This window comes from bacterium (genome assembly GCA_026708055.1).
Classification (GTDB): Bacteria; Actinomycetota; Acidimicrobiia; order Acidimicrobiales; family CATQHL01; genus VXNF01.
In genome coordinates this window covers 12971-38517 of record JAPOVS010000056.1, presented here as the reverse complement: position 1 = coordinate 38517, position 25547 = coordinate 12971, and the positions used below count along the sequence as shown (strand labels likewise).

Genomic DNA, 25547 nt, shown 5'->3' with positions numbered 1-25547 from the left:
GACTTGACCCCTGCCTGACCCCTGCTGGCTTCGCGCCGGACGGGGTCCCTTACAGGGCGCTCAGAGCGGCGTCGTAGTCGGGGTCGGCGTTGAGTGGTGAGACGAGTTCGGTGTGGACGACCTTGCCATACTCGTCGATCACGACGACCGCACGGGCGCACAGACCCTCCATGGAACTGTTCATGATGCGCACGCCGTAGTCCTCGGCGAACTCCGGGGAGCGGAAGGTGGACGCGGTGTAGACGTTCTGGATGCCCTCGTTCCGGCAGAACCGCCTCGCAGCGAAGGGCAGGTCGGCCGACACGCACAGCACCGTCGCGGCGTAGAGGCCTATGACGCGCTCGTTGAACACTCGCACGCTCTCTGCGCAGGTCTCCGTGTCGATGCTCGGGAAGATGTTGAGCACCAGTCGCCGGCCGGCGAAGACCCCGGGGCTCATCGGTTCCATATCGGCCCCGACCAGGCTGAAGTCGGGAGCCTCGGCACCCACGGCAGGCAACTCACCGCTCGTGTGGAGGATGTCTCCTTCATGCTCGATCGTCGCCATGCCAGGTAATCCCCCATATGCGTGTCTCCGTCTCCGGAGCCTGAGTTTCTAGCCGATCCGTCGAGTGCTTGACAATTTCCACTCGGTGGTGCGTTTGACATATGTCACAGCACTTCGTGTGACGGTCCTCTCGACCGCGTGCTTAGCCTGTGGCGGTGCTCGTCCGGCGTCGATTCGCTACCCGCCGCATGGTCGCGCTCGTCCTCGGCCTGTGCGCATCGCTCGGAGTGCTGGGGTGCTCGCCGTCGGAGGTTGCCGGCCTCCGGTCCTACCTGCAGTTCCTGGAGAGTTCCCCGGCCGGCGGTGAGACCTCGTGCCTCGAGGGAACCCCCGTGCTCAGCGAGATCGTCGAACCCGAGGCGGTGCTGCGGTGGGAACCGACGGTGTGCGCCGTCTTCGACCCGGTCGATGCCTCCACGGCGCTGTGCATCATCTCCTACGAGTCGGGCGGCGACCCCGGCAGCACCAATCCCGACGACCCGGGACGCGGCTCGTTCGGCTTGATGCAGATCAACTCCGACTGGTGGATCGGGTCGGAATACCACGAGCGCATGGTCAAGTGGTTCGGGCGCGACGATGAGACGTACCTCGATCCGGCCGTCAACATCAGCGCCGCAGCCCTGCTCGTCAACGATCCCGATCTCTCGGGCTGGCACTCCTGGGCATCGAGTAAAATCTGCCCCCACCGCCACCACGAGCACAGCGCCTAGCAATCTCTCTTCCTAACGGCCACAGCCAGGCGGTTCGAGCCGCCCGAACCGCAGCCGTTCGGACCCCCGTCGAGGTCACCTCCTGGGTTGCCGGGGCCCGGTACTCAGCCGGCCTGAGGGCTGCTTCCGGGGACGGTGCCCTCCGGCAGGCCCATCACGTGGACGGCGACGTCCTCGGGTCTTGCCAGCCACACGTCGTCACGCCGCGCCGCGATGTGCTCGAGGGCGGCGCGCAGGTACTTCAGGCGGAACGGTTGGCCGACCAGGAAAGTGTGCAGCGAGACCGAGTACACCAGCGGCTGCTCGTCGGCGAGGCGGAGCATCTCGTCGAACTGATCGATCATCATCTCGGCGAAGACCGGCGCAGGGTGATGCCGCCGGACGTAGACGCCCACGTCGTTCAGTTCCAAGGGGTAGGGGATGCTCAGCAACGGGCCCGACCTGGTCCTGAGCCAGATCGGCTGGTCGTCGCAGGGGGACTGCAGCGTGTACTTGTAGCCGGCCTCCGCGAGCAGGTCGCTGGTGACGGCCGACTCGGCGATGTACGGCCCCATCCAGCCGCTCGGCCGGCGGCCCCAGTACTCGGTGATGGCCTCGGTTGTCTCGGCGATGAGGCGGGCCTCGTCGGGCTCCCAGAGGCCGTCGCTGCGTTCGGAGTTCGTCCGGCCGTGGGCGATGATCTCGTCGCCGCGCTCGATGATCTTGGCGACGATGTCGGGGTAGAGCTCCATCACCGTCGAATTGACGTTGTGCGACCACGGGATCTCCAACTCGTCGAATACGTCGAACATGCGCCAGATGCCGATCCGGTTGCCGTAGTCCCGCCAGGCATAGCTCCGGTAGTCGGCGGGCGCGCTCACCGCCGAATCGTTCAGACCCATACCCGCCTTGTAGGCGAAGTGTTCGACGTTGTTCGACAGGCACACGGCGAGACGGGTGCCGTTGGGCCAGTCGTAGGGCACGCGGTCCTTGATCGACACGTAGTCGTAGCGGTCGTTCATCGGGAGCTTCACGGGAGAACCTCCTCGAAGAACCCCTCGAAGTGCTCGGCGATCTCATCGGCGGCGGTTGTGAAGAGCTCCAGCACGTCGGTGAGATCCGGTCGCGAGACGACTTGGGTGTGAGCCGGCAGCAACGGCATCGCCCGAGCGGTCTGGGTGGTCAGATCGTCGTGGACGTCGACTACCAAGAAGGGCTGGCGAATCTTCGAGACGAACTCGCCGGTCGGATGGTCGAAGACGGCGTGGTACGTCATCCAGGGATCGGGCTGCGCCCCCAGATGATCCATCAGGAACTCGTGCAGCAGGTCGGGCGACCAGGCGCGCGAGCGCTCGGCCGCGCCGCCGAAGCCGCCGTCGCGCCACCAGCGCCAGTACCAGTCGAGATGCGAGCCGTCGGCATCGGGCCTCGGTTCGTGCAGGTAGTTGTCCTTGTACTGCGGGATCTCCTCCGGCGAGAACACCGGCACGGTCACGACCGCGATCCGCCGGATCCGGTCCGGGTAGCGCACCGCCAGATCGATGGCCTCGCACGAACCGGTGTGGACACCCGCAACGTCGAACTGGCCGATCCCCATGGCGTCGAGCGCGTCGATCGTGGAGTCGGCATAGTCACCCAGGGACAGGCCGGGCCGCGGGTGATCGGAGCACCCGAACCCGAGACGGTCGGGCACGACCACCCGGCGCCCGGCGGACAGCCGAGGGGTGATGTGGCGGTACATGCGGCCCGACGAGAGGCCCATGTGCAGCAGCACGAGCGGTGGATCGCCCTCGCCGTTGCTGCGCATGTGCACATGGCCGTGACGAGTACTGATGAGCCTGCGGCTCGTTCCCTCCGCTTCCAGCATCGTGATTCCCTCCGCCACCGGCATCCGGTGCGCGGGGTACTGTACCCCACGTCCTGCACCCGGACTGTTGCGAGGGGGTACTGATGAGGCGAGGGTACGCCGACACCGCGGTGGGACAGGTTCACTACGTCGAGGCCGGCGAGGGGCCCCCGCTGATCCTGCTGCACCAGACCGCCAGCAGCTCGGTCATGTGGTTGCGGGCGATCCCCTACTTCGCCGAGCGCTACCACACGATCGCCATGGATACGCCGGGGTTCGGGATGTCCGACCATCCGGCCGAGCAGCCGACCGAGGGCATCCCCTACTACTCCCAGGCCGTCATCGGCCTGCTGGACCATTTCGGGTACGAGCAGGCAAACATCGTGGGGTTCCACACGGGCGCCAGCATCGCGGTGGACGTGGCGGCCAACTCTCCCGAGCGGGTCAAATCACTCGTGATCGCACCGATCCTCGCCGTGGACGACCAGGAGGAGCGCGACGATTGGCTGTCTCGTGACGACTTGAAGTCGGGCTGGGTGCCCGACGGCAAGGGCGAGTTCCTGGCGAACGACATCCTGGACTACGTGGCCCACTTCGCGACCGAGAACGACGGTGAGACATACCTGCGAGAGCTCATCGCCAAGCTGCAGGCGGGCCCGAACTACTGGTGGACCTACGTCGCCGTCGTGCAGTACGACCACTACGCGGCGTACCCCCAACTGCAGTGCCCGGTCCTGGTCCTCAACGTGGAGGAGGAGGTTCTGTACTCCTACACGGTGAAGGCGCACGCCGCGATCCCCCACAGCGAGTACGTCGAGATCCCCGGCCCCGAGCCCAACATCCGCGGCTGGGTGGCCGTCGTGCCCGAGTTCCCGAGGGAATTCTCCGAGGCCGTGATGTCGTTCGTGGACCGCATCGAGGGAGAGTGACCAGCCCCGCGCGTGCATCCCGACCCGGCAGCGAGCTCCAGACTGCTGGCGATGTCCAGGTGATCAGCCCCGCGGGCGCCCTGACCGCGCATGACAGCTGAACGATCCCACTGGTGGGTGATGGCAGCAGGAGCACTCACCAGCCTCGTCCTGAATCTCGACCAGGCGACGGTGCTGCTGGGAGCGCCGACCATCGCCGAGGCGCTCGGCGCCGACCTGTCGGCAACCCAGTGGATGTTCTCGGGATTCCTCCTTCCCTTGGCGGCATTGGTCATGCTGGGGGGCGGGCTGACGGACCGCTTCGGCACCTCGTTGATGCTCCGCTGCGGACTGGCGCTCTTCATCGCCGGCACGGTCGGCAGCGCCTTCGCCGGCAGCATGGGACTGCTGATCGGCCTGCGGGCGGTGTCGGGCACCGGCGCGGCGCTGGCCTTCCCGGCCTCCGTGGCGCTGCTGCGTGTGCACCTGCCCGCCGGGCGGCCGCTCAACGTCGCGCTGGGCCTGTGGTTCACCGGTGCGCTCGGGGGCTCGGCGATCGGCCCCCTCATCGGCGGGCTCCTGCTGCGGGCATGGCCGTGGTGGTCGATCTTCTGGCTGTCGTGCGGCTTCGCACTGGCCGCGCTGGTGCCGGTGCTGATCGGTGTGCGGGAGGATCCGGCGCCGCCGACCGCGACCGACCTGCGGGTGCTGCCCAGTCTTGCGGGCTCGGTCGGCCTGGCCCTGCTGATCTGGGGCCTCATCAGCGCCGGCCAGGAGGGCTGGGGCTCCGGCCCGGTGTTGTGGCGGGTGCTCGGAGGCCTGGGGGTGCTGGCGCTCATGACGGCGGCCCTGCGCCGCGGGGCCGGCTCGCGCCCGGAGGTGGGGATCGACCGCCGGCGCCTCGCTGCGGGCCTCATCATCATGCTGCTGGCGATCGTCTCGGTGGTCGGGACGATGTTCTTCGTGATCACCTACCTACAGGGCATACTCGGGTTCTCGCCGCTGGTGGCGGGCGCCGCGTTCATGCCGTTCGGCGTCGTGGCCGCCCTGATCTCCCCCTTCGCCATGCGCCTTCTCGAGCGGTTCGGCTTCGGCCGCATGCTGGGGTCGGCCGTGCTGCTGGAGGTGGCCGGCCTCGTGCTGGTCTCCCGGATGACCCCCATGTCGCCGTACCCCGTCGTCGGCATCGCCCTGGCGCTGGTCGGGGGCGCCATGTCGGTGTTCCCGGCGGTCTCGCTGCATCTGGCGCTCAGCGCCGCGCCCGCATCCCGCGGCGGGATCGTCTCGGGCGCGCACACCGTGGCGATCCAGCTCGGCCAGCTCCTCTCGATCGCCATCATCGGCTCGCTCGTCGCCTCGCGGGTCGGCGGCGTCTACCGCTCCCTGTTGGGGGATGACGGGCTCGACCCGGACGTGCCCGCCGAGATCACCACCGACCTGGCGTTGGGGCGCAGTGCGGCACCGCCGGGCGTCTCGGAAGCGGACGCCGTGCTCTACGAGATCGCCGGCGAGAAGGCTTTCACCACCGCGGTCGGGCAGGCCGCCCTGATCGTGCTCGCCGCGATCGCCGCGGCGGCCGTCTTGGCTATCGCCGTCCTGAGGCCGAAGCGGGAGCCCTCCGCGGCCGTCAGTGCGACAGAGGAGTCAGTCCGCGGAGCCGATCGATGACCGCCGCCGCCGGCAGCACGTCGGCGTACTTGGCATCGAGGTCGAACAGCCCCACGTCGTGGCTCGCCTGGATGCGGTCGTACACGCACTCCTCGGGGACGATCGTCCGGAAGTTGTAGGAGAAGGCATCCACGGCGGTGGCCCGGATGCATCCGCTCGTGGTGCAGCCGGCGAGGATCACCGTGTCCACCCCGAAGTCCACGAGGTAACTCACCAGAGCCGTTCCGAAGAAGGCGCTGGCGTGGCGCTTGGGAAGCAGCACGTCTCCCTCCTCCGGCGCCACCTCGGCCACGAACTCGTAGCCCCGCTCGCTGATCGAGGTGATGGCCGGGTTGATGCTGCCGAAGCGCCCCGCGTCGACGGCCTTCTTGGGTGCGACGTACGGGTAGACGATCGGGATCGCGGCCTCCCGCGCCGCGCCGAGGAGCCGGGCGATGTGCGGCATCGCCGCCCACGCCCTGTCGCCGCAGGCCGTCGGGTACATGGTGGTGATCGCTTCGCGGATCGGCACCGGCCTGTCGCCGGCTGTGCGGTACTGCACGTCGATGACGAGCAGCGCGGGATGGTCGCCGAAACCCGAGGCCCCGCCGAATCCCGACAACTCGTACACGTCGAGGTCGTCTCCGGGGATCGAGGCCAGCCACGACCGTCGATCCTCGGTCTGGCTGCTCATGGGGTCTCGGTCTCTTTCGGTCGACTCATTTCGGTTGACTCATTTCTCGGCCGATTCATTGCTCAATCGATTCATTGCTCAGTCGATTCTCGAGGTCGTCGAACCGCTCCAGATCCACGAGGGCCTGACGCTGCGCCCATCCGAGCACCCGATCGCCCAAATCCACAGAGTCGCCGTGCTCGTAGAGATGCGCCAGAGCGTCCTCGCCGGCCTTGAGCATGACCCGCAGCAGCAGATTGGCGTGCAGGATCAACCGGTAGCCCATCTCCTGCAACTCCTCGCGGGGCAACTGTGGGGTCTTGCCTCCCTCCACGACGTTGAGGAGCACGGGCGTGCCCCCCAACTCGGCGGGAATCCCGCGTATCTCCTCCACCGTCCGCGGCGCCTCCACGAAGATGACGTCGGCTCCGGCCTCCGCGTAGAGGCGCGCCCGGCGCATCGCCTCGTCGAAGCCCAGCACCGAGCGAGCGTCGGTCCGGGCGATCACCACCAGGTCGGGGTCCGCACGGGCACTGAGCGCGGCGTCGATCCGGGAGAGCATCTCCGCGGGCTCCACGAGCCGCTGCCCGGCGAAGTGCCCGCACCGCTTCGGCATCGCCTGATCCTCGATCTGGACGGCGGCGGCGCCCGCCTTCTCGAGCAGGTGGACCGTGCGCATCACCGACAGCGGTCCACCGAAGCCGGTGTCGGCGTCCACGATGACCGGGATATCGACGGCATCGCAGATCCTGGCGGCCTCGTCCACCACTTCGGTCATCGAGACGAGACCGATGTCCGGCAGCCCGAACTGCGAGTTGGCGAGCCCAGCCCCGGTCACGAAACAGCAGTCGAATCCCGCCCGCTCCACCAGGCGGGCCGCGAGGGCGTTCACCGCGCCGACCACGACCGTGGCCTGCGGTCGGTCGAGCAGAGCCCGCAGGGCGGCACACCGTGATGGGGCCGGCGGCCCCCCGACCCCCTGGGGGATACCGGAGGTCTCCGAACCGGCGGTCTCCGGGGAGACCATCAGCGCCGCCGGACCTGCGGGTTGCCGCCGGTTACCGACGCGGCCGCGCCGGCGCGGTTTCCCCGCGCATCGGGCTCCGGGAGTACGGTTGCAACTCGTGCGGGTGGCACTGTCGTGAGGGCGCGGCAATGGGCGTGGCTCATCGTCAAGCGCATCCTCTTCATGATTCCGATCCTATTCGGCGTGGCGACGGCGACTTTCTTCCTCACCCGGCTGGCCGGCGGCGACCCGGCGTATCTGGTCGCCGGCTCCTTCGCCACAGAGGAGGTGATCGCCAACGTCCGGGCCCAACTCGGCACGGATCAGCCGCTGGGTGCTCAATACGCCGACTTCCTCGGCGACACTGTCCGCGGCGATCTCGGCACGTCGCTCTTCACTGACCGTCCGGTCACGACCGATCTGGCCGACCGGCTGCCCGCCACGCTGGAGTTGGTCGTGCTGGCACTGGCCTTCGCCCTCGTCTTCGGTCTGGCGCTGGGCAGCTATGCGGCCCATCGGCGGGGCAGGGGCGGCGACAGGGCGGTCCGCTTCGGCAGTTTTTCCGCTCTCTCGGTGCCCGACTTCTGGCTGGGACTCGTCCTGCTGTTCGTCTTCTTCTTCAAGCTCGACATCGCCCCCGGCCCCACGGGACAGCTGTCTCCGGGCGGACCCGCACCGCGCGACGTGACCGGCGCGGCGCTCTTCGACGCGATGATCACGCTGAACGGTGAGGCCTTCAGGGCATCCCTGCACCACATCTGGCTGCCGCTCATGACGATGGTGCTCATCTTCACCGCGCCCATCGCCCGCCTGGCCCGCTCGGCCGCCATCGAATCGCTGACATCGGACTCCATCCTCTTCGGGCGGGCCTGCGGCCTGTCGAACCGCAAGCTCTGGGTGTACGCCACGCGGGGCGCCCTTCCCCCGGTGGTGACCTTCGTGGGAATCCTCTTCAGCGTGCTTCTGGGAAGCGCCGTGCTGGTTGAGACGGTGTTCTCCTGGGGCGGAGCGGCCCAGTACGCCGTCAACGCCATCCGCCAGAGCGACTTCCCGGCCGTGCAGGGGTTCGTGCTCGTCGCGGGGGCGCTGTCGGTGGCCATCTTCTTCGTCGTTGATCTGCTCTACCGGGTCATCGACCCCCGGGTGCGGTTGTGAACCCGCCCCCGGACGCCCGCAACGAGGCCGCTCTCGAGTTCGTGCTGCCGAGACACGCCGAAGGCTTCGCCAAACGGCTGCGACGGAGCCTGAACCCCCCGCTGCTGTGGGGTGCGTTCATCATCTTCGTGCTGGCGCTGGGCGCCTACGTGGTCCCGGCGGTCTGGCAATTCGGCGCCGAGATCGCCAACCCGCGCGAGGCGCTGCGGCCGCCCAGCGTCCGGCACCCCTTCGGGACCGACCGCTCCGGGTTCGACATCTTCGTGCGGGTGTTCCACGCCCCGCGGATCGATCTGACCATCGTGGTGCTCGGGGTGGGCCTCGGCGCGCTGATCGGCATCGTGTTGGGCGTGGCCGCGGGCTTCTCCCGGCGCCTCATGGGCGAGTTCTCGATGCGGCTCGCCGACATCGTGCAGGCCTTCCCGCTGCTGATCCTGGCGATCGCCCTGGTGTCACTGGGCGGCAACAGCCTGACCAACGTGGTGTTCGTCCTGGCCTTCGTGAACGCTCCGGTGTTCCTGCGGCTGGTCCGCAGCCGCGTGCTGACCGTCCGCGAGCAGCGCTACATCCAGGCCGCGGTGGCGCTGGGCAACTCCACCACGCGCCTCGTGTTCCGCCACGTGCTGCCCAACTCGCTCGGACCCGCCGTCGTGCAGTTCGGCGTCTCGATGGGCTACGGGATCCTCACGCTGGCGGGCCTGGCCTACCTGGGCGTCGGGGTGCAGGTGCCGACGCCCGAATGGGGTTCGATGATCCTCGGAGGCGCCGGCTACATCACCACCGGCCAGTGGTGGATCTCGATCTTCCCCGGCATCTTCCTGGCGTTCGCCGTGTTCGCCTTCAACCTGCTCAGCGAGGGGATCGAGCAGGCCCGGGAGGTGCACCTGCGATGAGCGGACCGGCCCTCGTGGCGAGGGACCTCAGCGTCGAGATCACCGGGCGCGACGGCGTCACCCCCGTGCTGGACGGCGTCGGCCTGGAGCTCCGGAGGGGCCGGATGCACGGCCTCGTGGGCGAGACCGGCTCGGGGAAGTCGATGACGGCGCGCTCGGTCATCGGACTCCTGCCTCCCGGTGGGCGGATCACCGCAGGCTCGGTGCAACTCGGAGGCAGGGAGCTGCTCGGGCTCGACGCCGATGAACTGCGGGAGCTGCGCGGCGCATCGATCGGCATGGTGTTCCAGAACCCCCGGACGGCGCTGTACCCGATGATGACCATCGAGACCCAGATGGCCAACGTGTTGAAGGCGCATCTGGACCTGGACCGGCGGGGGCGCGCCGCCCGGATCCGCGAGCGGCTCCGCCTGGTCGGGATCGACGACGTGGACCGGATCGCCCGGTCGTACCCCCACGAGTTGAGCGGCGGTCTGGCGCAGCGGGCCGTGATCGCCACGGCGCTGCTCTGCGATCCGGAGGTGCTGATCGCCGATGAGCCCACCACCGGCCTCGACGCCACGATCCAGCGCCAGATCCTGGAGTTGATCGCCTTCCTGCAGTCGGAATTGTCGCTGTCGGTTCTCATCATCACCCACGACCTGGGCATCATCGCCCAGTACTGCGACACGGTCTCGGTCATGCACGACGGGCGGGTCGTGGAGGACGGGGACATGCGCGGGGTCCTGCTCTCGCCGCAGCACGACTACACCAAACGCCTCATCGCCGCATCGGACCTGCGCGGGTTGCACGCGCAGCGAGTGCAGGACGCCGGCCGATGAGCGACGGATCCCACGGCTCGACGGTGAGCGGTGGCGCCGGCGCCATCGCCGTCGAAGGCCTCAACAAGACCTTCGGTACCCGGCGCGGCGTGCCCGACGTGGTGGCCGCTGAGGACGTCGGTTTCACGGTCCCCTACGGGCGGACGCTCGGCATCGTCGGCGAGAGCGGCTCGGGGAAGTCGACCGTCGCCCGCTGCATCCTGGGGCTCACCCCGGTTGATTCCGGCAGGATCGAGGTGCTCGGCCGCTCCATCACCGATGCGCCGGTTCGCGCGCTCCGCTCGTGGCGCAGCGAGATGCAGATCGTCTTCCAGGAGCCCTACGAGTCGCTGGATCCCCGCTATCACGTCTGGGAGGCGGTCGCCGAGCCCCTGCTCCTGCACACCGACCTGCGGGGCGCGGACCTGGCGAGACGGGTCCACGAACTGCTGGAGCAGGTGGCGCTCTCGCCGGATCTGGCGGGCCGCTACCCGCACGAACTCTCCGGGGGACAGCAGCAGCGGGTCAACATCGCCAGAGCGCTGGCGACGTCGCCGCGGGTGCTCATCCTCGACGAACCGACGGCCTCGCTCGACGTGTCGGTGCAGGAGGGCGTGCTGCGGTTGCTGCTGAGCCTGCAGCGGGAACTGAACCTCACCTACGTCCTCATCTCCCACGACCTGAAGGCGATCCGGGCCGTCTGCGAGCGCGTGGCGGTCATGTACCTGGGGCGAGTCGTGGAGATCGGTCCCACCGACGAGGTCCTGTCGAACCCCAAGCACCCCTACACCGAGTTCCTCATCGGCGCCGAGCTGTCGGTGGACCCCGACGTGGCCCCCGCCGCGAGCGTCGTGCGGGGCGAGGTGAGCAGCACCGAACGGCCCGGGGGTTGCGTCTTCACGGCGCGCTGTCCCTTGGTCACGAGCGCCTGCCACGACGCGCAACCCGCCCTGGTCGAAGCGACGCCCGGTCACACCGCAGCCTGCATCCTCGTCGAGCCCGAGAGCGTCGCGTCGCAGTCCTCGGGCGCCGGCTGAGCGCGGAACCCCAGGCCACGCCCGGCGCCGCCCGACTACGTGACGCCGGCCCGCAACACGATCGCCGCGACCGAGGATCCGTCACATACAACGATCTCGCGCTCACAGCCCCTTGCCCAGCCCTTTGCCCGACCCTTGCGGCACGACTACCCTTCCGGCGTCATCTCCGAACCTCCGGGTACACGATCCTTGACGGGTCTGAACGCCGGCGTTTCGGGACAGAACCACGGGGAGGGAAACATGAACTCCGGATCGTCGAGCAAGATCCGCCGCGGGCGGGTGTCGGGACGGGCAGGCTGGATTGCCGTCGTGGGAACGTTGGCGCTGCTCGCAGCAGCCTGCGCGGCCGACGATGGCGCCCAGGACACGGCCGATTCGGCTCTGGGCGAAGCGCAGGCAGCCCAGTCCGAAGCCAACGTGGCGCTCGCCGACGCGCAAGCGGCCTCCGCCCAGGCGGACGCGGCGCTCGCCGCCGCCGAAGAGGCCCAGGCCGCAGCCAACCTGGCGCAGGCCACCGCCGAGGGCAACCAGGAGGCCGTCGCCGAGGCCGAGGCGGCGCTCGCCGACGCCCAGGCAGCCGCCGACGAGGCACGCTCGCAGGCGGCCGCCGCCCAGAGCGAGGCCGACTCGGCGCGGGCCGCCGCGGAGGAAGCCCAGGCCGAAGCCCAAGCGGCCGCCGAACGCGAAGCCGCAGCACCCGCGCCGGCGCCGGAGCCGCCCGCTCCCGCGCCCGAGCCGCCCCCGCCGCCACCCGCTGCCGCACCGGCGGTGCCCGAGGAGGTCGTGCTGGCGCTGGCCGGGCCGGTGCTGGCCATCAACCCCGACGGGCCGGGGCAGAACAACCTCCCGTCGGTCGGTATCTTCTTCGCCACCTACGACAGCCTCACGAACTGGGAGATCCCCGCCGACCGCGACGCCCTGTACGCCAGCCTCGAAGGCGGAAACTCCGGCCAGGCCCAGCCCGAGCTCGCCGAGAGTTGGGAGATCTCCGATGACGGCAGCGTCTACACGTTCCACCTGCGCCAGGGCGTGATGAGCGACGCGGGCAACGAGATGACCGCCGCCGACGTGTACTGGTCCCTCGAGAAGGCCATGGCGGCGGGGACCACCGGTGCCTTCTGGCTGCTGGTGGCCGGACTTACGAGCATCGACCAGGTCGAGACCATCGACGACTACACGATCCGGATCAGCGGCCTGGTCGGCGACAAGCTCCTGCCCTCGCTGGGGACAGGCTGGCTGGCGATCTACGACTCCGTGTACCTGCAGGAGAACCACGCCACCGACGAGGACCCCTACGCCAACGAGTGGCTCAACCAGAACACGGCAGGCTTCGGGCCGTACCGCGTGCTGGAATTCGGGCCCGGCGGCGACGAGATGGTCCTCGAGGCCCGCGAGAACTACTGGGGCCCCCAGCCGGCGTTGACGCGTGTCATCCAGCGCAGCGTGCCCGACGCCAACTCGCGGCTGCAGCTGCTGCTCGCCGGCGACGTGGCGTTCGCAGCCGAGTTGACGACGCTGGGCGTCGAGCAGGCGAAGGCCACCGACGGCGTGGCGGTCACCCGCATCTTCACGACCACCGGCGCCTTCCTGGCCCTCACCTACGATCCACCGTTCGACGACCCGGCGGTGCGGGCGGCGATCGCTCAGGCGATCCCCTACCAGGACATCATCGACGTGGTCTTCCAGGGCGATGCCGTCCTGTGGGATTCGATCCTGATCCCACCGGTGCCCGGCTACACCAACGAGTTCTACCGGGGCTATGACGTCGAGGCGGCCGGGGCGGTCCTCTCGGGGATCGACGCGCCGCTCACCCTGGCGTATGCCGACGGCCTCCCGCTGGACGAGGAGATCGCCATCCTGGTGCAGAACTCGTTCCGCGAGGCAGGCTTCGACCTCGCCATCGAGAAGCAGCCACGGGCCACCTTCGACGGCCGCAAGTACGGCAGGACGGGCGAACTGCAGTTCTTCGTGGACGTGCTCGACACGCCGGCCTACTACGACGCCAACTACTACGGCTTCATCTACGGCGGCGTCGGCGGGTTCCTGAACTGGTTCGGGTACGCCAACGACGAGCTGAACGCCGCCCTGGAGGCCGTGATCCATCCCGCCACGATGGAAGAGGCCGCCCTGACGATCCAGCGGATCTACGCCGAGGACTACCCGATCCATCCCATCGCCTGGACCGGCCTCGACTACGCCCACGCCGACTTCCTGACACTGCCAAGGGCGCTCACCGGCAACGGTCTCGTGCGGATTCAGGACTTCGAGGCGGCGGACGGCTAGGAGCGAGGTCCTAGCCGCCGCGGGCCCGAGAACCAAGGAGACGAGATGCCTGAGCTGCCTGCTCCGACCCAGGAGCAGGCAGCTCACTTCGACTACCTCGAGGGCCTGCGGGGCTACAACTACACCGTGCACGTGAAGGGCATCCTGGATGCCTACGAGCGCGCAACGGCCGCGGGCGGCTCCGTGCCCGCCACGATGGACGAGGCCGGCGCGATCATCGCCCCCGGCCACCTCTACCGGTTCGCCGCCGCCACACAGCACCAGGCGCAGAAGATGGGTTGGGCTGCGGCAAGGCGCTCGCTCGAGGATCACACGAGCCGGCTCGCGGAGGTTCTGGACCGCATGCCTCCCGAACCCCGCGGGCAGCTCGTGCTGGATCCCGCCCTGGAGTTGCCCGAGTACTACACGGAGCGCGACAGCGAGGGACTCGACGACATCCACCTCGTGCCCGGCGGCTACTGGGGCGACCCGCTCGTCGGCCCGGTCTACGAGCGGGGCGGCGCCCTCTACCGCATGGCGTGGCGCACGGGCTACACGGGCAGCCCGCCCGGTGCGCTCGTGGCGTTCGCCAAGGGCGCGCCGGCGGGCGACTACCGGCGGATCCTCGACCTGGGATGTTCGTTCGGCGGGCTCACGATGGCCCTGCGGGAGGCCTACCCGGACGCGGAGGAGGTCGCGGGGATCGACATCTCCGCCGCCGCCCTGCGCTGGGCGCACCTGACGGCGGAGGAGCGCGGCCTGGCCATCGCGTTCGAACAGCGGGACGCCACCGCGACCGGGTATCCCGACGGGAGCTTCGACCTCATCGCCGGATTCCTGCTCCTCCACGAGTTGAGCGCGGAGGTTCTCGACGCCGTCATGGCCGAGGCGTACCGGCTCCTGCGACCGGGCGGCCACATGCGGTTCCTGGACATGCCCCCCTACGCGGCCCTGCCACCGGAGCGCGCCTTCCTGCAGTCCTTCGACTGCGAGGGGAACGGCGAGGCGTTCTGGGACGAATTCCTCTCCCGGGACTTCAAGGCCGTCCTGGGGGACCGTGGCTTCGTGAACGTCAGCGACGGTCCCCTGGACTACGACGAACCGGACTATTGGGGCACCGCCGCGCTGCTGCGCACCGGGGAGTTCCGCCTCGAGAACCGCTGGGTGAACGCGGCCGACAAGCCCGCCGCCTGAGAGTTCCTTGTCCTCGCCGCCGGATCACGCCTCCGAAGCCGCCGCCGGGCCGGCGCCCGGCTACCACGCCTTCGAGGACCCCGTCCACGATCGGCTGCTCGGGATCGTCCTGGCTCTGGGAGCGGAGGTGTGGAATCTCCGCGAGCGGCTCGGCCTGCTGGAGAGCGCCCTGGCCCGCCAGGGGATCGAGGTGTCCGCGCTCATCGAGGAGTTGGCGCTCAACCCGGAGAGGGCACCGGCGATGGTCGCCGATCGCGACGCCTTCCTGGCGCGATTCCTGCGCGCCATCAGCGCCGACGGGTAGGAGCCGACGGTCAGCGAGCAGGTGCCCCCCAGTCCCGACCGCGACGTCGCGCAGTTCTTCCGGATCAGCGACGTCCCATCGGCACCGGTCTCCGAGCCGGAGCCGCTGGCGGGGTGCTCGGAGAGCCTGCTGTCCCACAACCCCCGGACGGGGCAGCGGACCCTCGTGGTGGACATCCCCGCCGGTTGGTCGGCATCGCTCGGCGGCGATGCGGGAACGCTGGAACTCCTGATCCTCGAGGGCTCGCTGACCGTCGACGGCAAGCGACTGGGTGCCGGGGGTTTCGTGGCCCTTCCCACGGGTTGCGACCAGCTCCTCGTGACCGCCCGCCGAGCGGCCCGGGGCGTGGTGGTCTGGAGCCCCCACTTCGCCCCCGGCGACTACTACGACTCGGTGCCACGCGTCGTGCGCACGGTCGACCTTCCCTGGGAGCCCACCGTGTTCCCGGCCGAGTTGCAGACGCCGGGTCGCCTCCACGGCGTGTGGTCGAAGTCGCTGCGCCTTCCCGACCCGGTTCGCGGCGATGTCCACGGCGGACCGAAGGGCCTGCTGCGCATCGTGGTCCTCGTGTCGGGTTTCGTGGGTGATCACCGCCAGGAGTCCCATCCGGGGTGCTGGGAGGAGATCATCTGGCTGGCAGGCGACTTCTTCATGCCGGGGACCGGCAGGCAGGCGGCCGGAAGCTACGTGGGGAACCCGTCGTTCCACCGCCACGGCCCGCTGCTGACCCAGCGAGGCTGCATCCTGCTGGTGCACACCGACGCCCCGGCGGACTTCTGCTTCCACGAGCCGCCCATGACCGCCGAGCTGATCGGCTCGTACATGGACGGCGTCTCGTGGCTGGAGGATCCGGGGCATGTGCGGTCGCCGGAGGGATCGCTGGCCGTTCCCCTCAGCGGAATGTCCCTCCTGGCATCCGCGGACTAGATTCCCCGGCGAATCGCCAGTCGAACAGGTCCGAGGGGCAGGTGGCCATGGCAGACGTATGGGTGGGAGTCGACACCGGTGGAACGTTCACCGACCTCTTGGCCTTCAACGCCGACGGCCAGTTGTTCGCAGCCAAGACGCCGTCGACGCCCGAGGATGACACCAAGGCATTCCTGACGGGGCTCTCCGCCCTGCAGGCCTCCGCGGCGTTCGAACCCGGAGACGTCGTCGGCCTCCACTACGGCACGACGGTCGCTCTCAACGCGGTGCTCCAGAAGCGCTGGCCGTCGCTCGGGCTCATCGTCACCGACGGGTACCGGGAGATGATCGAGATCGCCCGGCAGACGGTGCCCGGCGACTGGGGAGCCATCTACACCTGGGTGAAACCACCTCGAGTGGTCCCGCTCGAGAACGTGCGGCAGGTACGAGGTCGCATCACCCATAAGGGCGAAGTCCTCGAGGAGATGAGTGAGGACGACGTGCGATCCGCCGCCGAATTCTTCAAGGAGAAGGGCATCAACGCCGTTGCCTTGTGCTTTATGCACAGCTACCTGGATCCCTCGCACGAGCAGCGTGCACGAGACGTGTTCCGGGAGCTTCACCCTGACTGCTTCCTGACCATCTCCTCGGATGTCCTGCCGGAGTTCCGCGAGTACGAGCGGGCCATGACGACGTGTCTGAATGCAGCGCTGATGCCGCTCGTGAGCGACTATCTCGCCAGCCTCGACAGCCGCCTCAAGACGGCGGGCTACGCGGCCCCGCTACTGCTGATGCGTTCCTCGGGGGGGCTCTCCCAGAGCGACCGCGTGGTGGAGCAGCCGGCGACCATCGCCTACTCCGGACCCAGTGCCGGAGTACTGGGCATGGCCTGGCTGGCTGATCAGATCGGCGAGGACAAGGTGCTGACCTACGACATGGGTGGAACGTCCACCGATGTTGCCCTCGTCGAGGACGGCCGGCCCCTGCTGACCACCGAAGGGCTGCTGGACATCTACCCCATGGGCATGCCGTCGATCGACATCGTCTCCATCGGCGCCGGCGGCGGGTCGATCGCCTCGCTGGGCACCGGCGACCGCCTCCGGGTCGGCCCCGAGAGCGCCGGCGCCGACCCCGGGCCGGTGTGCTACGGAAAGGGCGGGACGAACCCCACGGTGACCGACGCCAACCTCGTCCTCGGGCGCATCCCCGACTACCTGCTCGGCGGCGACATGCCGCTGAACGCAGAAGCGGCACGTGACGTGGTCGGCACCATGGGCGGGAAGCTCGGCCTCGAGCCCGAGGAGTTCGCCTACGGAATCCTGCAGCTGGCAGCTGCCCGCATGTCCGCCGCGGTTCGCCAAGTTTCGATCGCCCGCGGCCGCGACCCGCGCGAGTACGCGCTCTTCGCCTTCGGCGGGGCCGGCCCGCTGCACGCCGCCGAGTTGGCCGACCAGCTGGGCATCCGCAGGATCGTGATTCCCCCGCGTCCCGGTCTCGGCTCCTGCCTTGGCCTGCTGGCGGCGGACATCCAGGCAAGCGCGGTGCAGACCGTCAACACGCGTGTTGAGAGCATCTCCCCCGACAGGATCGGCGACACGTTCGCCGACCTTGAGGCGAAGGTGGTCGCCGACATCCGGGGCCAAGGCATCGCCACTCCCACGACGGAACGATTCGCCGACCTCTGTTACGTGGGCATGGCCACCGAGTTGACCGTCCCCGTTCCGGACGGGCCGGTGTCTGCCGCCGGTCTCGACGCCGCAGTGGACGCGTTTCACGTCGAGCACCAGCGCACCTACGGGTACCACTACGCCGGTGAACAGGCCGTGGAATTCGTCAACCTGCGCGTCCGGGGCACCGGCCCGCTGCCCCGGATCGAGTTGGCCGAGACGACACCCCGGGAGGGGTCGGTGGACGACGCCGTCCTCGGCGACCGCGAGGTGTACTACGGCCCCCGCCACGGGCAGCAGCGGACCCGCCTCTACGACCGGGACCTGCTGGCCGTCGGTCACGAGGTTGCGGGCCCGGCGATCATCGTCGAGTACGACTCCACCGTGCTGGTGCCGCCGGGGGCGAACACCCGGGTGGACGCCCTCGGCAATCTGATCATCCACCTCGCCTGAGGTGTCATCTACCTGACCACGGCCCACGAATATCCCGACGACGACCCAAAGGAGCCGACCAATGTCACCCACCGGCAACGGTTCTGAAGTGACCACCGAGTTCGAGCCGATCCTCTTCGAGATCATCGAGGGTGCCATCGAGTCGGCGCGCCGCGAGATGGAGATCCAGGTGGAACGCACGGCGCGCTCCACGATCGTGCGCGAGCAGCACGACCACCGGTCGGGCATCTTCGACTCCCACGGCAACAGCGTGACGGCGCTGTCGTTCGCCTCGGTGCCGACGCCGGTCATGACCAAGTTCGCCGGCAACATCCACCGCGACGACGTCTTCCTCTACAACGACCCGTACAAGTCCGACGGGGGCATCACCCACCTCGGCGACATGTGCATCACCCGGCCGGTCTTCTCCGGTGATGAGATCGTGGCGTACGTGCAGGTCTTCGGGCACGTCAACGACATCGGGGGCCTGACGCCGGGCAGCGTCCCGCTCACGGCCTTCGAGATCTTCCAGGAGGGCTTCGTCGTCCCGCCGGTGAAGCTCTACGACCGGGGGCAACTCAACGTGGCGCTCTTCGAGACCATCCTGAACAACTCGCGGTTCCCGGATGATCTGCGGGCCGACATCGACGCCTTCGTGAACGCCTGCGGGATCGGGGTCGTCCGCGTCGAGGAGTTGTGTGAACGCTACGGAGCCGAGGCGCTGGCACAGACGTTCCAAGGACTGTTGGACCGTTGCTCCCGGAGTCTGCGCGAGACGGTCTTGCCGATGATCCCCGACGGCTCGTACACGTTCGAGGACTTCTGCGAGTACGTGGACGTGCAGCCTCGCGAGCCGCGCCACTACGTGAAGCTTCGGGCCACCATGACGAAGACGCCCGACGGCATCAACTTCGATTTCTCCGGCACCGATCCGCAGATCAAGGGCTCCTTGAACTGGCCCGCCAACGGCCGCTACTACGCCAAGTCGCTCGGCACGCTCTTCCTGGCCTTCGCCCCGGACATGATCATCAACGACGGCGTGAACGAGGTCATCACGTGCACGCTGCCCGAGCGCACCGTGCTCAGCCCGGAGTGGCCGGCCGCCTGCGGCTGGCGGACGTTCCCGCTGCTGCGCATCCTCGACCTGGGGCTGGGAATACTGGCGAAGGCCTCGGGCGGGTTCGTGCCCGCACCGTCGGAGTCCATCTCCTCCTACGGGCTGTTCGGCCACAACGCCGACGGCGACTACTTCCTGCTGCGGGAGATCACCGGTGCGGGGTCCGGCGCCCGTCCCTTCGCCGACGGCGCCGACACCGTGGACGTGGCCCCGGAGTCCAGGAACATGCCGGCCGAGTTCGCCGAGACGAACTTCCCGGTCCGCATCACCAGACTGGGCCTCCGCCAGGATTCCGGCGGGGCCGGCACGTTCCGGGGCGGCCTCGGCTACTTCAAGGACATCGAGATCCTCATCGACGGCGAGATGCTGATTCACTCCGATCGTGCCACGCTGCAACCGTGGGGAGTCAAGGGCGGCAGCGCCGGCCAGGGCTCGGTCTGGCTCCTGAACCCCGACACACCCGACGAGAGGGTGCTGCCCGGCAAGTCGGACTCCATCGACGTTCGCAAGGGCGACATCCTGCGCGTGCTCAGCCCCGGCGGTGGCGGCTGGGGCGACCCGCTCGACCGCGACCCGGCCGCTGTGCTGCTGGACGTACGACGCGGCCTTGTCTCCCACGGGAGCGCCCGAGACGACTACGGCGTGCTGTTCCTGCCGACCGACGACGACTACGAACTCGAACTCGACGCCGAGGCGACGGAGGCCCAGCGAGCGTCCATCCGAGCCGAACGGCCGCCGCTCAAACTGTTCGACCGCGGCGAGAACTTCTACAGACTCGTCGAGGAGGGAAAGATCACCCTCACCAGCAGCGACGAGGCGCTGGCCCCGGCCGGCTGATGCTGCGAGCCGCCGCCGTCCAGATCTGCCCGGTCGACGGGGACGCCGAAGCCACCCTCGCCAAGGCGGAGCAGTGGCTCATCGACGCCGGTGAGGGTGGAGTGCGACTGGCGGTCCTTCCCGAGGGCTACCTCCCGGGCTTCGCGACGATCCGGGAGGCCAAGGAGTCGGGCGATCCGCAGCGCCTGGCGGAGGTGTTCGCCGCATTCGACACGGTGCCCGGCGTCGCCACCGCCCGCGTGGGCGACATCGCCCGCCGCTACGAGATGGTCGTCGCCTTCGGCATGCTGGCACGCGCCGAAGAAGGTGAACGGCCCACCAACGTCTCGGTGCTGATCGACGAGAACGGCGACATCGCCAACGTCCATCGCAAGATCCACCTCACCCCCACCATCGAGGTCCCCGACTTCACCCCCGGCAGCTCGCTCGCCGTCGCCGACACCGCTGCGGGATGTATCGGGAACATGATCTGCGCCGACTTCTCCCTCCCGGAGACCACGCGGATCCTGGCCATCAAGGGCGCCAGGGTGATCTGCGGATCCCTGGCCGGGTTCTACGTGGACGGACCCGATGCCGAGCAGGTCGTCCTCCACCTGTTCAAGCACTCGCATACGTCGCCGACGCGCGCCATCGACAATTCCGTCTACCTCGTGCTGGCGAACATGGTCGGGCGCAGCGGGGACCTGGGCTTCTTCGGGAAGAGCCGGATCATCAACCCCGAGGGGCGCATCCTGGCCGAGGGAGGCGAGGGAGTCGATTGCGAGGAACTGGTCATCGCCGACATCGATCCGGACATCGACCGGGGGGACATGCCCTTCCGGCTGATCGACCGCCGCCGTCCGGATCTCTACGACGAGATCCTCCTGCCGAATCCCAACGTCGGGGCGATCGAATGGCAGGGTTAGCCGGGGCCGTCACACACCCGCTCGACCCGCTGACGGCAACCGAGATCGAAGAGGCCGCCGCCATCGTCCGGCGCGAGTGCGCCGGCATGGAGCGGCTCCGCTTTCCCCTCCTCATGCTCGAGGAACCTGCCAAGGAGGAGGTGTACCGCTTCGAGCAAGGGGATCCGATCAGCCGCCGGGCGCGCGCCACACTGCTGAACCGGGCCGACGGCACTGCCTATGAGGCTGTGGTGTCACTCAACGAGGGGCGGATCGCCTCGTGGCGCTCGCTCGAGGGGGCGCAGCCTCCGATCCTCATGGAGGAGTTCGCCGCGGTCGACGAACTCGTGAAGAACGACGAGCGCTGGCGCGCGGCACTGCGCCGGCGGGGCGTGACCGACTTCGACATGGTGCAGGTGGACCTCTGGTCGGTGGGCGATTTCCCGATCGAGGGGATCGACCCGAATCGGCGCCTGGTGCGAGCGGCGTCGTACCTGCGGCATGCCCCGACCGACAACGGGTACGCCAAGCCCATCGAGAACGTCGTCGCCATCGTGGACCTCAACGAGAACCGGGTGCTGAAGATCCTCGACGGCGACGTCGTCCCGCTTCCCCCCGAGTCGGGCAACTACGACGCGGCCTCGGTGGGCAAGCTTCGTACCGACTTGAAACCCCTGGACATCGTCCAGCCGGAGGGGCCGAGCTTCTCCATCGAAGGGAACCTGCTGAGTTGGCAGCGCTGGAGTGTCCGGATCTCCATGCACCCGACCGACGGGCTCGTGCTCCATCAGGTGGCCTACGACGACGGCGGGGAGCGTCGCTCCATCCTCTACCGCGCCGCCCTGTCGGAGATGGTCGTGCCCTATGGCGACGGCACCGACGCCTTCCACTGGCGCAACGCGTTCGATGCGGGCGAGTACGGCATGGGCCGGAACATGGGCTCCCTGACCCTGGGGTGCGACTGTCTCGGCGAGATCCGCTACCTGGACACCGTCACAGCCGATGACGACGGCCGCCCCACGCTGTGCCGGAACGTGGTCTGCATCCACGAGGAGGACTACTCGATCCTCTGGAAGCATTTGGACCTGAGCACGGGTTCCAGCGAGGTGAGGCGCTCGCGACGCCTCGTCATCTCGTGCATCGGCACGCTCGGCAACTACGAGTACGGCTTCTACTGGTACTTCTACCAGGACGGCCACATGGAGTTCGAGATCAAGCTGACCGGTGTCATCCAGACTCGGGCGCTCCCTCCCGGCACCCTCGACGACTACGGCACGATCATCTCGACGGATCTCAGCGGTGTGCACCACCAGCACATCTTCAACATGCGCCTCGACTTCGACGTGGACGGGGCGCCGAACTCCGTCGTCGAGGTGGACACCGTCCCGCTCCCGCCCGGCGAGGCCAACCCTCATCTCAACGCCTTCGGCGGCCGGGAGACGCTCCTGGGGACCGAGCAGCAGGCGCAGCGCATCATCGACCCGCTCAAGGCCCGCTACTGGAAGGTCATCAACCCCTCGAGGCTCAACCGCTTCGGGCGGCCCGTGGCCTTCAAGCTCCTGCCCGAGGCCAGTTCGCTGATGCTGGCGTCGCCGGATTCGCGCGTCGCCAAGCGAGCGGGCTTTGCGCAGAAGCACCTCTGGGTCACGCCGTATCGCCCCGACGAGATGCACGCGGCCGGGGACTACCCCAACCAGAGCACCGGCGAGGCCGGCCTCAGCGTTTGGACCGAGCAGGACCGGGACATCGTCGACACCGACGTGGTGGTGTGGCACACGTTCGGCGTATCGCACATCGTGCGTCCCGAGGACTGGCCGATCATGCCGGTGGAGCGGGTCGGTTTCCAGCTGCTTCCCGTGGGGTTCTTCGACCGGAACCCGTCGCTGGATGTTCCCCTGCCGCAGCCGGCATGCCACGACGGCGACGACTGTGCCGAGTGATTCCGGCGCGGCGGGCCGCCATCGGCACGAGCGCCATCCGACCGCACTCAACTGCAGGGGCGGCTGCACTGCATCCGGGATTGGATTAGACAATCGGGGTCGGCAGGGAAGGGGACCAGCATGAACCATCGCAACCGTGACGATCCGCAGTTCTTCCATGTATGGGCGTTGCCCTGGGAGACGGTTCCCGGGCCGAGTTTCCTCCACGGGGTCGAGACCCGGATCATGTCCGACCGCCCCGAGACCGGAGCCGGGACCTACATGGTGAAGATGCCCGCAGGCTGGTCGCACGTCGAGCAGGCCGACGAGGGGGCCCTCGAGATATTCGTCGTGGAAGGCGACCTCACCGCCAACGGCCGGACCGTGGGCGCCGGGGGCTATGCCGCCGTCCCGAAGGGCTGTGGCCCGCTCGAACTCTCCACACAGGGGGGCTTCCAGGCATACGCCTTCTGGAACCCGGTCTGGGCCGAGGGCTACTACTACGACAACCAGCCCTACGTGGCCAAGGTCTGGGAGATCGACTGGATCCTCACCGAGATGCCCGGTCTTCGCCACGGCATCATGCACAAGTCGTTGCGGTGGCCCGACCCGGCGGAGGGCCTGTTCCACGGCGGTCCCGGCGGGATGCTGCGCTTCATCCAGATGGCGCCCGGTTTCGGCGAGCCCCGCCAGGAGGTCCACTATGACACCTGGGAGGAGATGGTCTGGCTGGCCGGTGATCTGCTCATGGCCGAGCGGGGCATGCACGCCGCAGGATCGTTCCTCGCGAATCCCGCGGGTCTGAAACACGGACCGCTGCTGACCGCCAAGGGCAGCCTCCTCATGCTGCACTGCGAGGCTCCCATGGGGGCTCAGTTCTCGGAGTTGGCCAACGACGAGGGCGAAGAGGTGGGCACGGAACTGGTCCGGGCGTTCCACGACGGCGAGTCCTGGTTGAAGTCCCCGGTCCACGTCGACTGGGACCAACGCCCCGAACAGCCGATCTATCCGAGCACGACGCCGATGTACGCCGTGCCGGACGGCGCCTAGGACGAACCGCTGGAACAGCCAAGGAGGCAACAGGCATGCCGGAGATGAGCAACGCCGACCTGGTGCGCAAGACCTACGACGCCTTCAACAACCGCGACTTCGAGGCGGCGATCGAGTGCGTGCACGAGGACCTGGATTGGACCGAGGTGGCCAGCGGGCGCCGCTACCAGGGCCCTGAGGGAATGCTGCGGGAGTACCGCGAGTGGGCCCGCGCCTTCCCCGACGGCTCAGCCGAGATCACGAACCTGATCGAGAGTGGGGAGTGGGTCGTCGTGGAGTTCACGGTCCGGGGCACCAACACCGGGCCGATGATGGGCCCCGACGGAGAGATGCCGCCGTCGAACGCCAAGGTGGAGTTGCAGTCCTGCGACGTGCTACGAGTCGTGGACGGTCGCGTCGTCGGCGGCCGTGGCTATTTCGACCTGAACACGGTCACCCGCCAGCTCACAAGCGACTGACCCAGGCGGCTGACCCGGTCCGGCGCCTCGTCCGACCGCCGCGCAGCCCAGCCCACGGCGGGACCGTCAGACGATCCCGTCCGCCACCAGTTCGGCCAACTCGTCGCCGCTGAGGCCCAGCAGACCGCTGAGTATCTCCTCGTTGTGCGCTCCGAGGTCGGGGCCCGGCCAGTCGAGCCGCCCCGGCGTCTCGGACAGCTTCGGCACCACGTTCTGCATCGGGAGTTCGCCGATATCGGGGTGGGTGAGCCGGACGATGGCCTCCCGGGCTGCGAAATGGGGATCGGCCAGCATCTCCGGCGCGCGGTAGATGTGGCCCGTGGGCACACCGTGCCGTTCCAGGACGTCGTTCAGCTCCTCGGCCTCCAGACCCGCACTCCACGCAGAGATCAACTCGTCCAGTTCAGCTTGCCGGGCACCGCGGGCCACGTGCGTGCCGTAGCGCTCGTCGGTCGCCAGCTCGGGGTGTCCCATCGCCTCGGCCAGCCGAGCGAACACCGTGTCCTGGTTGGCGGCGATGATGACCATCCGCCCGTCCGCTGTGGGGTACACGTTCGACGGCGCCACGTTCGGGAGGATGGCGCCGGTGCGCTCGCGTACGTAGCCGGCGACGGCGTATTCGGGGATGAGCGACTCCATCACGCCCAGCACGGCCTCGTAGATCGCGGAGTCCACCACCTGGCCGCGGCCGGTGCGCTCGCGGGCGTGCAGGGCGCACAGCGCCCCGACGCAGGCGAACGTGGCCGCCAGAGTGTCACCGATGCTGATCCCGACCCTGCTCGGCGGCGCGTCCGGATTGCCGACCACGTAGCGCAGCCCGCCCATGGCCTCTCCGACGGATCCGTAGCCCGGCCGCCCCGAGTACGGGCCGGTCTGGCCGAAGCCCGTGACCCGCACCAGGATGAGGCGCGGGTTGATGGCCGAGAGCTCCTCGTATCCGAGGCCCCAACGCTCCAGCGTGCCGGGCCGGAAGTTCTCCACCATGATGTCCGAGGAGGCGGCGAGCCGTCGCACGATGTCCTGGCCGCGCGACTCGCGCAGGTTGAGCGTCACCGACTTCTTGTTGCGGGCCACGACGGGCCACCACAGCGAGTGCCCGCCGGCGCGTTCCCGACCCCACTGGCGCATCGGATCGCCGACCCCCGGTTGCTCGATCTTGATGACCTCGGCGCCGAAGTCGGCCAGCAACTGCCCGCAGAACGGTCCTGCCAGCAGCACACCCGTCTCCAGTACACGCAGGCCGTCAAGCGCTGGTGTCATCGATCACTCAATCGGCCGCGGCAGACCGGCCACGCGGCCGGGTGCAGTGGAGGGAC

The 25547-nt window shown here is 68.8% G+C and carries 23 protein-coding genes; 17 read left to right on the top strand and 6 right to left on the bottom strand.

Annotated features, from left to right (window positions below):
* Positions 1 to 49 precede the first annotated feature (49 nt).
* On the bottom strand, positions 50 to 547 hold the full coding sequence (tpx, locus tag OXG55_12570) for a thiol peroxidase (GenBank protein ID MCY4104071.1): 498 nt from the start codon (positions 545 to 547) through the stop codon (positions 50 to 52).
* 188 nt (positions 548 to 735) lie between these two features.
* On the opposite strand from tpx, the gene OXG55_12565 reads away from it, so the two are divergent.
* A complete protein-coding gene (locus tag OXG55_12565) occupies positions 736 to 1257 on the top strand; it encodes a transglycosylase SLT domain-containing protein (GenBank protein MCY4104070.1) in 522 nt (173 codons plus the stop codon).
* 104 nt (positions 1258 to 1361) lie between these two features.
* On the opposite strand, the gene OXG55_12560 is transcribed toward OXG55_12565, so the two are convergent.
* Positions 1362 to 2270, bottom strand: a complete 909-nt coding sequence (locus OXG55_12560) for a polysaccharide deacetylase family protein (GenBank protein ID MCY4104069.1) — start codon at positions 2268 to 2270, stop codon at positions 1362 to 1364.
* A complete protein-coding gene (locus tag OXG55_12555) occupies positions 2267 to 3103 on the bottom strand; it encodes an alpha/beta hydrolase (protein MCY4104068.1) in 837 nt (278 codons plus the stop codon). Before OXG55_12555 ends, OXG55_12560 begins: the two co-directional genes overlap by 4 nt.
* Positions 3104 to 3186: 83 nt before the next feature.
* On the opposite strand from OXG55_12555, the gene OXG55_12550 reads away from it, so the two are divergent.
* Together OXG55_12550 and OXG55_12545 are read left to right on the top strand one after the other, a co-directional pair.
* On the top strand, positions 3187 to 4011 hold the full coding sequence (locus OXG55_12550; protein MCY4104067.1) for an alpha/beta fold hydrolase: 825 nt from the start codon (positions 3187 to 3189) through the stop codon (positions 4009 to 4011).
* Between the two features lie 90 nt (positions 4012 to 4101).
* A complete protein-coding gene (locus OXG55_12545) occupies positions 4102 to 5658 on the top strand; it encodes an MFS transporter (protein ID MCY4104066.1) in 1557 nt (518 codons plus the stop codon).
* Here the strand turns inward: OXG55_12545 and OXG55_12540 are convergent.
* Positions 5618 to 6331: an isochorismatase family protein gene (locus OXG55_12540; protein MCY4104065.1), complete on the bottom strand. Its 714-nt coding sequence runs from the start codon at positions 6329 to 6331 to the stop codon at positions 5618 to 5620. The genes OXG55_12545 and OXG55_12540 overlap by 41 nt on opposite strands.
* Before the next feature lie 55 nt (positions 6332 to 6386).
* Positions 6387 to 7337: an oxaloacetate decarboxylase gene (locus tag OXG55_12535; protein ID MCY4104064.1), complete on the bottom strand. Its 951-nt coding sequence runs from the start codon at positions 7335 to 7337 to the stop codon at positions 6387 to 6389.
* A 114-nt stretch (positions 7338 to 7451) separates the two neighbouring features.
* On the opposite strand from OXG55_12535, the gene OXG55_12530 reads away from it, so the two are divergent.
* The 14 genes from OXG55_12530 to OXG55_12465 all read left to right on the top strand — a co-directional run bounded on the left by OXG55_12530 (position 7452) and on the right by OXG55_12465 (position 24231).
* Positions 7452 to 8471, top strand: a complete 1020-nt coding sequence (locus OXG55_12530; GenBank protein MCY4104063.1) for an ABC transporter permease — start codon at positions 7452 to 7454, stop codon at positions 8469 to 8471.
* On the top strand, positions 8468 to 9364 hold the full coding sequence (locus tag OXG55_12525; GenBank protein MCY4104062.1) for an ABC transporter permease: 897 nt from the start codon (positions 8468 to 8470) through the stop codon (positions 9362 to 9364). The genes OXG55_12530 and OXG55_12525 overlap by 4 nt, the downstream gene beginning before the upstream one ends.
* On the top strand, positions 9361 to 10185 hold the full coding sequence (locus tag OXG55_12520) for an ABC transporter ATP-binding protein (GenBank protein MCY4104061.1): 825 nt from the start codon (positions 9361 to 9363) through the stop codon (positions 10183 to 10185). Before OXG55_12525 ends, OXG55_12520 begins: the two co-directional genes overlap by 4 nt.
* Positions 10182 to 11201, top strand: coding sequence for an ATP-binding cassette domain-containing protein (locus tag OXG55_12515; protein MCY4104060.1), 1020 nt, complete (start codon positions 10182 to 10184; stop codon positions 11199 to 11201). Before OXG55_12520 ends, OXG55_12515 begins: the two co-directional genes overlap by 4 nt.
* Positions 11202 to 11441: 240 nt before the next feature.
* Entirely contained in the window at positions 11442 to 13484 is a 2043-nt protein-coding gene (locus OXG55_12510) for an ABC transporter substrate-binding protein (protein ID MCY4104059.1), read from the top strand.
* A 45-nt stretch (positions 13485 to 13529) separates the two neighbouring features.
* A complete protein-coding gene (locus tag OXG55_12505; protein MCY4104058.1) occupies positions 13530 to 14657 on the top strand; it encodes a methyltransferase domain-containing protein in 1128 nt (375 codons plus the stop codon).
* 7 nt (positions 14658 to 14664) lie between these two features.
* A complete protein-coding gene (locus tag OXG55_12500; GenBank protein MCY4104057.1) occupies positions 14665 to 14961 on the top strand; it encodes a hypothetical protein in 297 nt (98 codons plus the stop codon).
* A 21-nt stretch (positions 14962 to 14982) separates the two neighbouring features.
* Positions 14983 to 15888: a hypothetical protein gene (locus tag OXG55_12495; protein MCY4104056.1), complete on the top strand. Its 906-nt coding sequence runs from the start codon at positions 14983 to 14985 to the stop codon at positions 15886 to 15888.
* 47 nt (positions 15889 to 15935) lie between these two features.
* Positions 15936 to 17987, top strand: a complete 2052-nt coding sequence (locus OXG55_12490; protein ID MCY4104055.1) for a hydantoinase/oxoprolinase family protein — start codon at positions 15936 to 15938, stop codon at positions 17985 to 17987.
* Positions 17988 to 18048: 61 nt separating this feature from the next.
* Entirely contained in the window at positions 18049 to 19920 is a 1872-nt protein-coding gene (locus OXG55_12485) for a hydantoinase B/oxoprolinase family protein (protein ID MCY4104054.1), read from the top strand.
* Positions 19920 to 20825, top strand: a complete 906-nt coding sequence (locus tag OXG55_12480) for a carbon-nitrogen hydrolase family protein (GenBank protein MCY4104053.1) — start codon at positions 19920 to 19922, stop codon at positions 20823 to 20825. The genes OXG55_12485 and OXG55_12480 overlap by 1 nt, the downstream gene beginning before the upstream one ends.
* Positions 20813 to 22744, top strand: coding sequence for a primary-amine oxidase (locus OXG55_12475; protein ID MCY4104052.1), 1932 nt, complete (start codon positions 20813 to 20815; stop codon positions 22742 to 22744). The genes OXG55_12480 and OXG55_12475 overlap by 13 nt, the downstream gene beginning before the upstream one ends.
* A 120-nt stretch (positions 22745 to 22864) precedes the next feature.
* Positions 22865 to 23773, top strand: coding sequence for a hypothetical protein (locus OXG55_12470; protein ID MCY4104051.1), 909 nt, complete (start codon positions 22865 to 22867; stop codon positions 23771 to 23773).
* Positions 23774 to 23817: 44 nt separating this feature from the next.
* The gene (locus OXG55_12465) at positions 23818 to 24231 is read left to right on the top strand and encodes an ester cyclase (GenBank protein MCY4104050.1); all 414 of its coding nucleotides are present in this window, start codon (positions 23818 to 23820) and stop codon (positions 24229 to 24231) included.
* A gap of 66 nt (positions 24232 to 24297) precedes the next feature.
* On the opposite strand, the gene OXG55_12460 is transcribed toward OXG55_12465, so the two are convergent.
* Positions 24298 to 25491, bottom strand: a complete 1194-nt coding sequence (locus tag OXG55_12460) for a CaiB/BaiF CoA-transferase family protein (protein MCY4104049.1) — start codon at positions 25489 to 25491, stop codon at positions 24298 to 24300.
* Between the last annotated feature and the right edge of the window lie 56 nt (positions 25492 to 25547).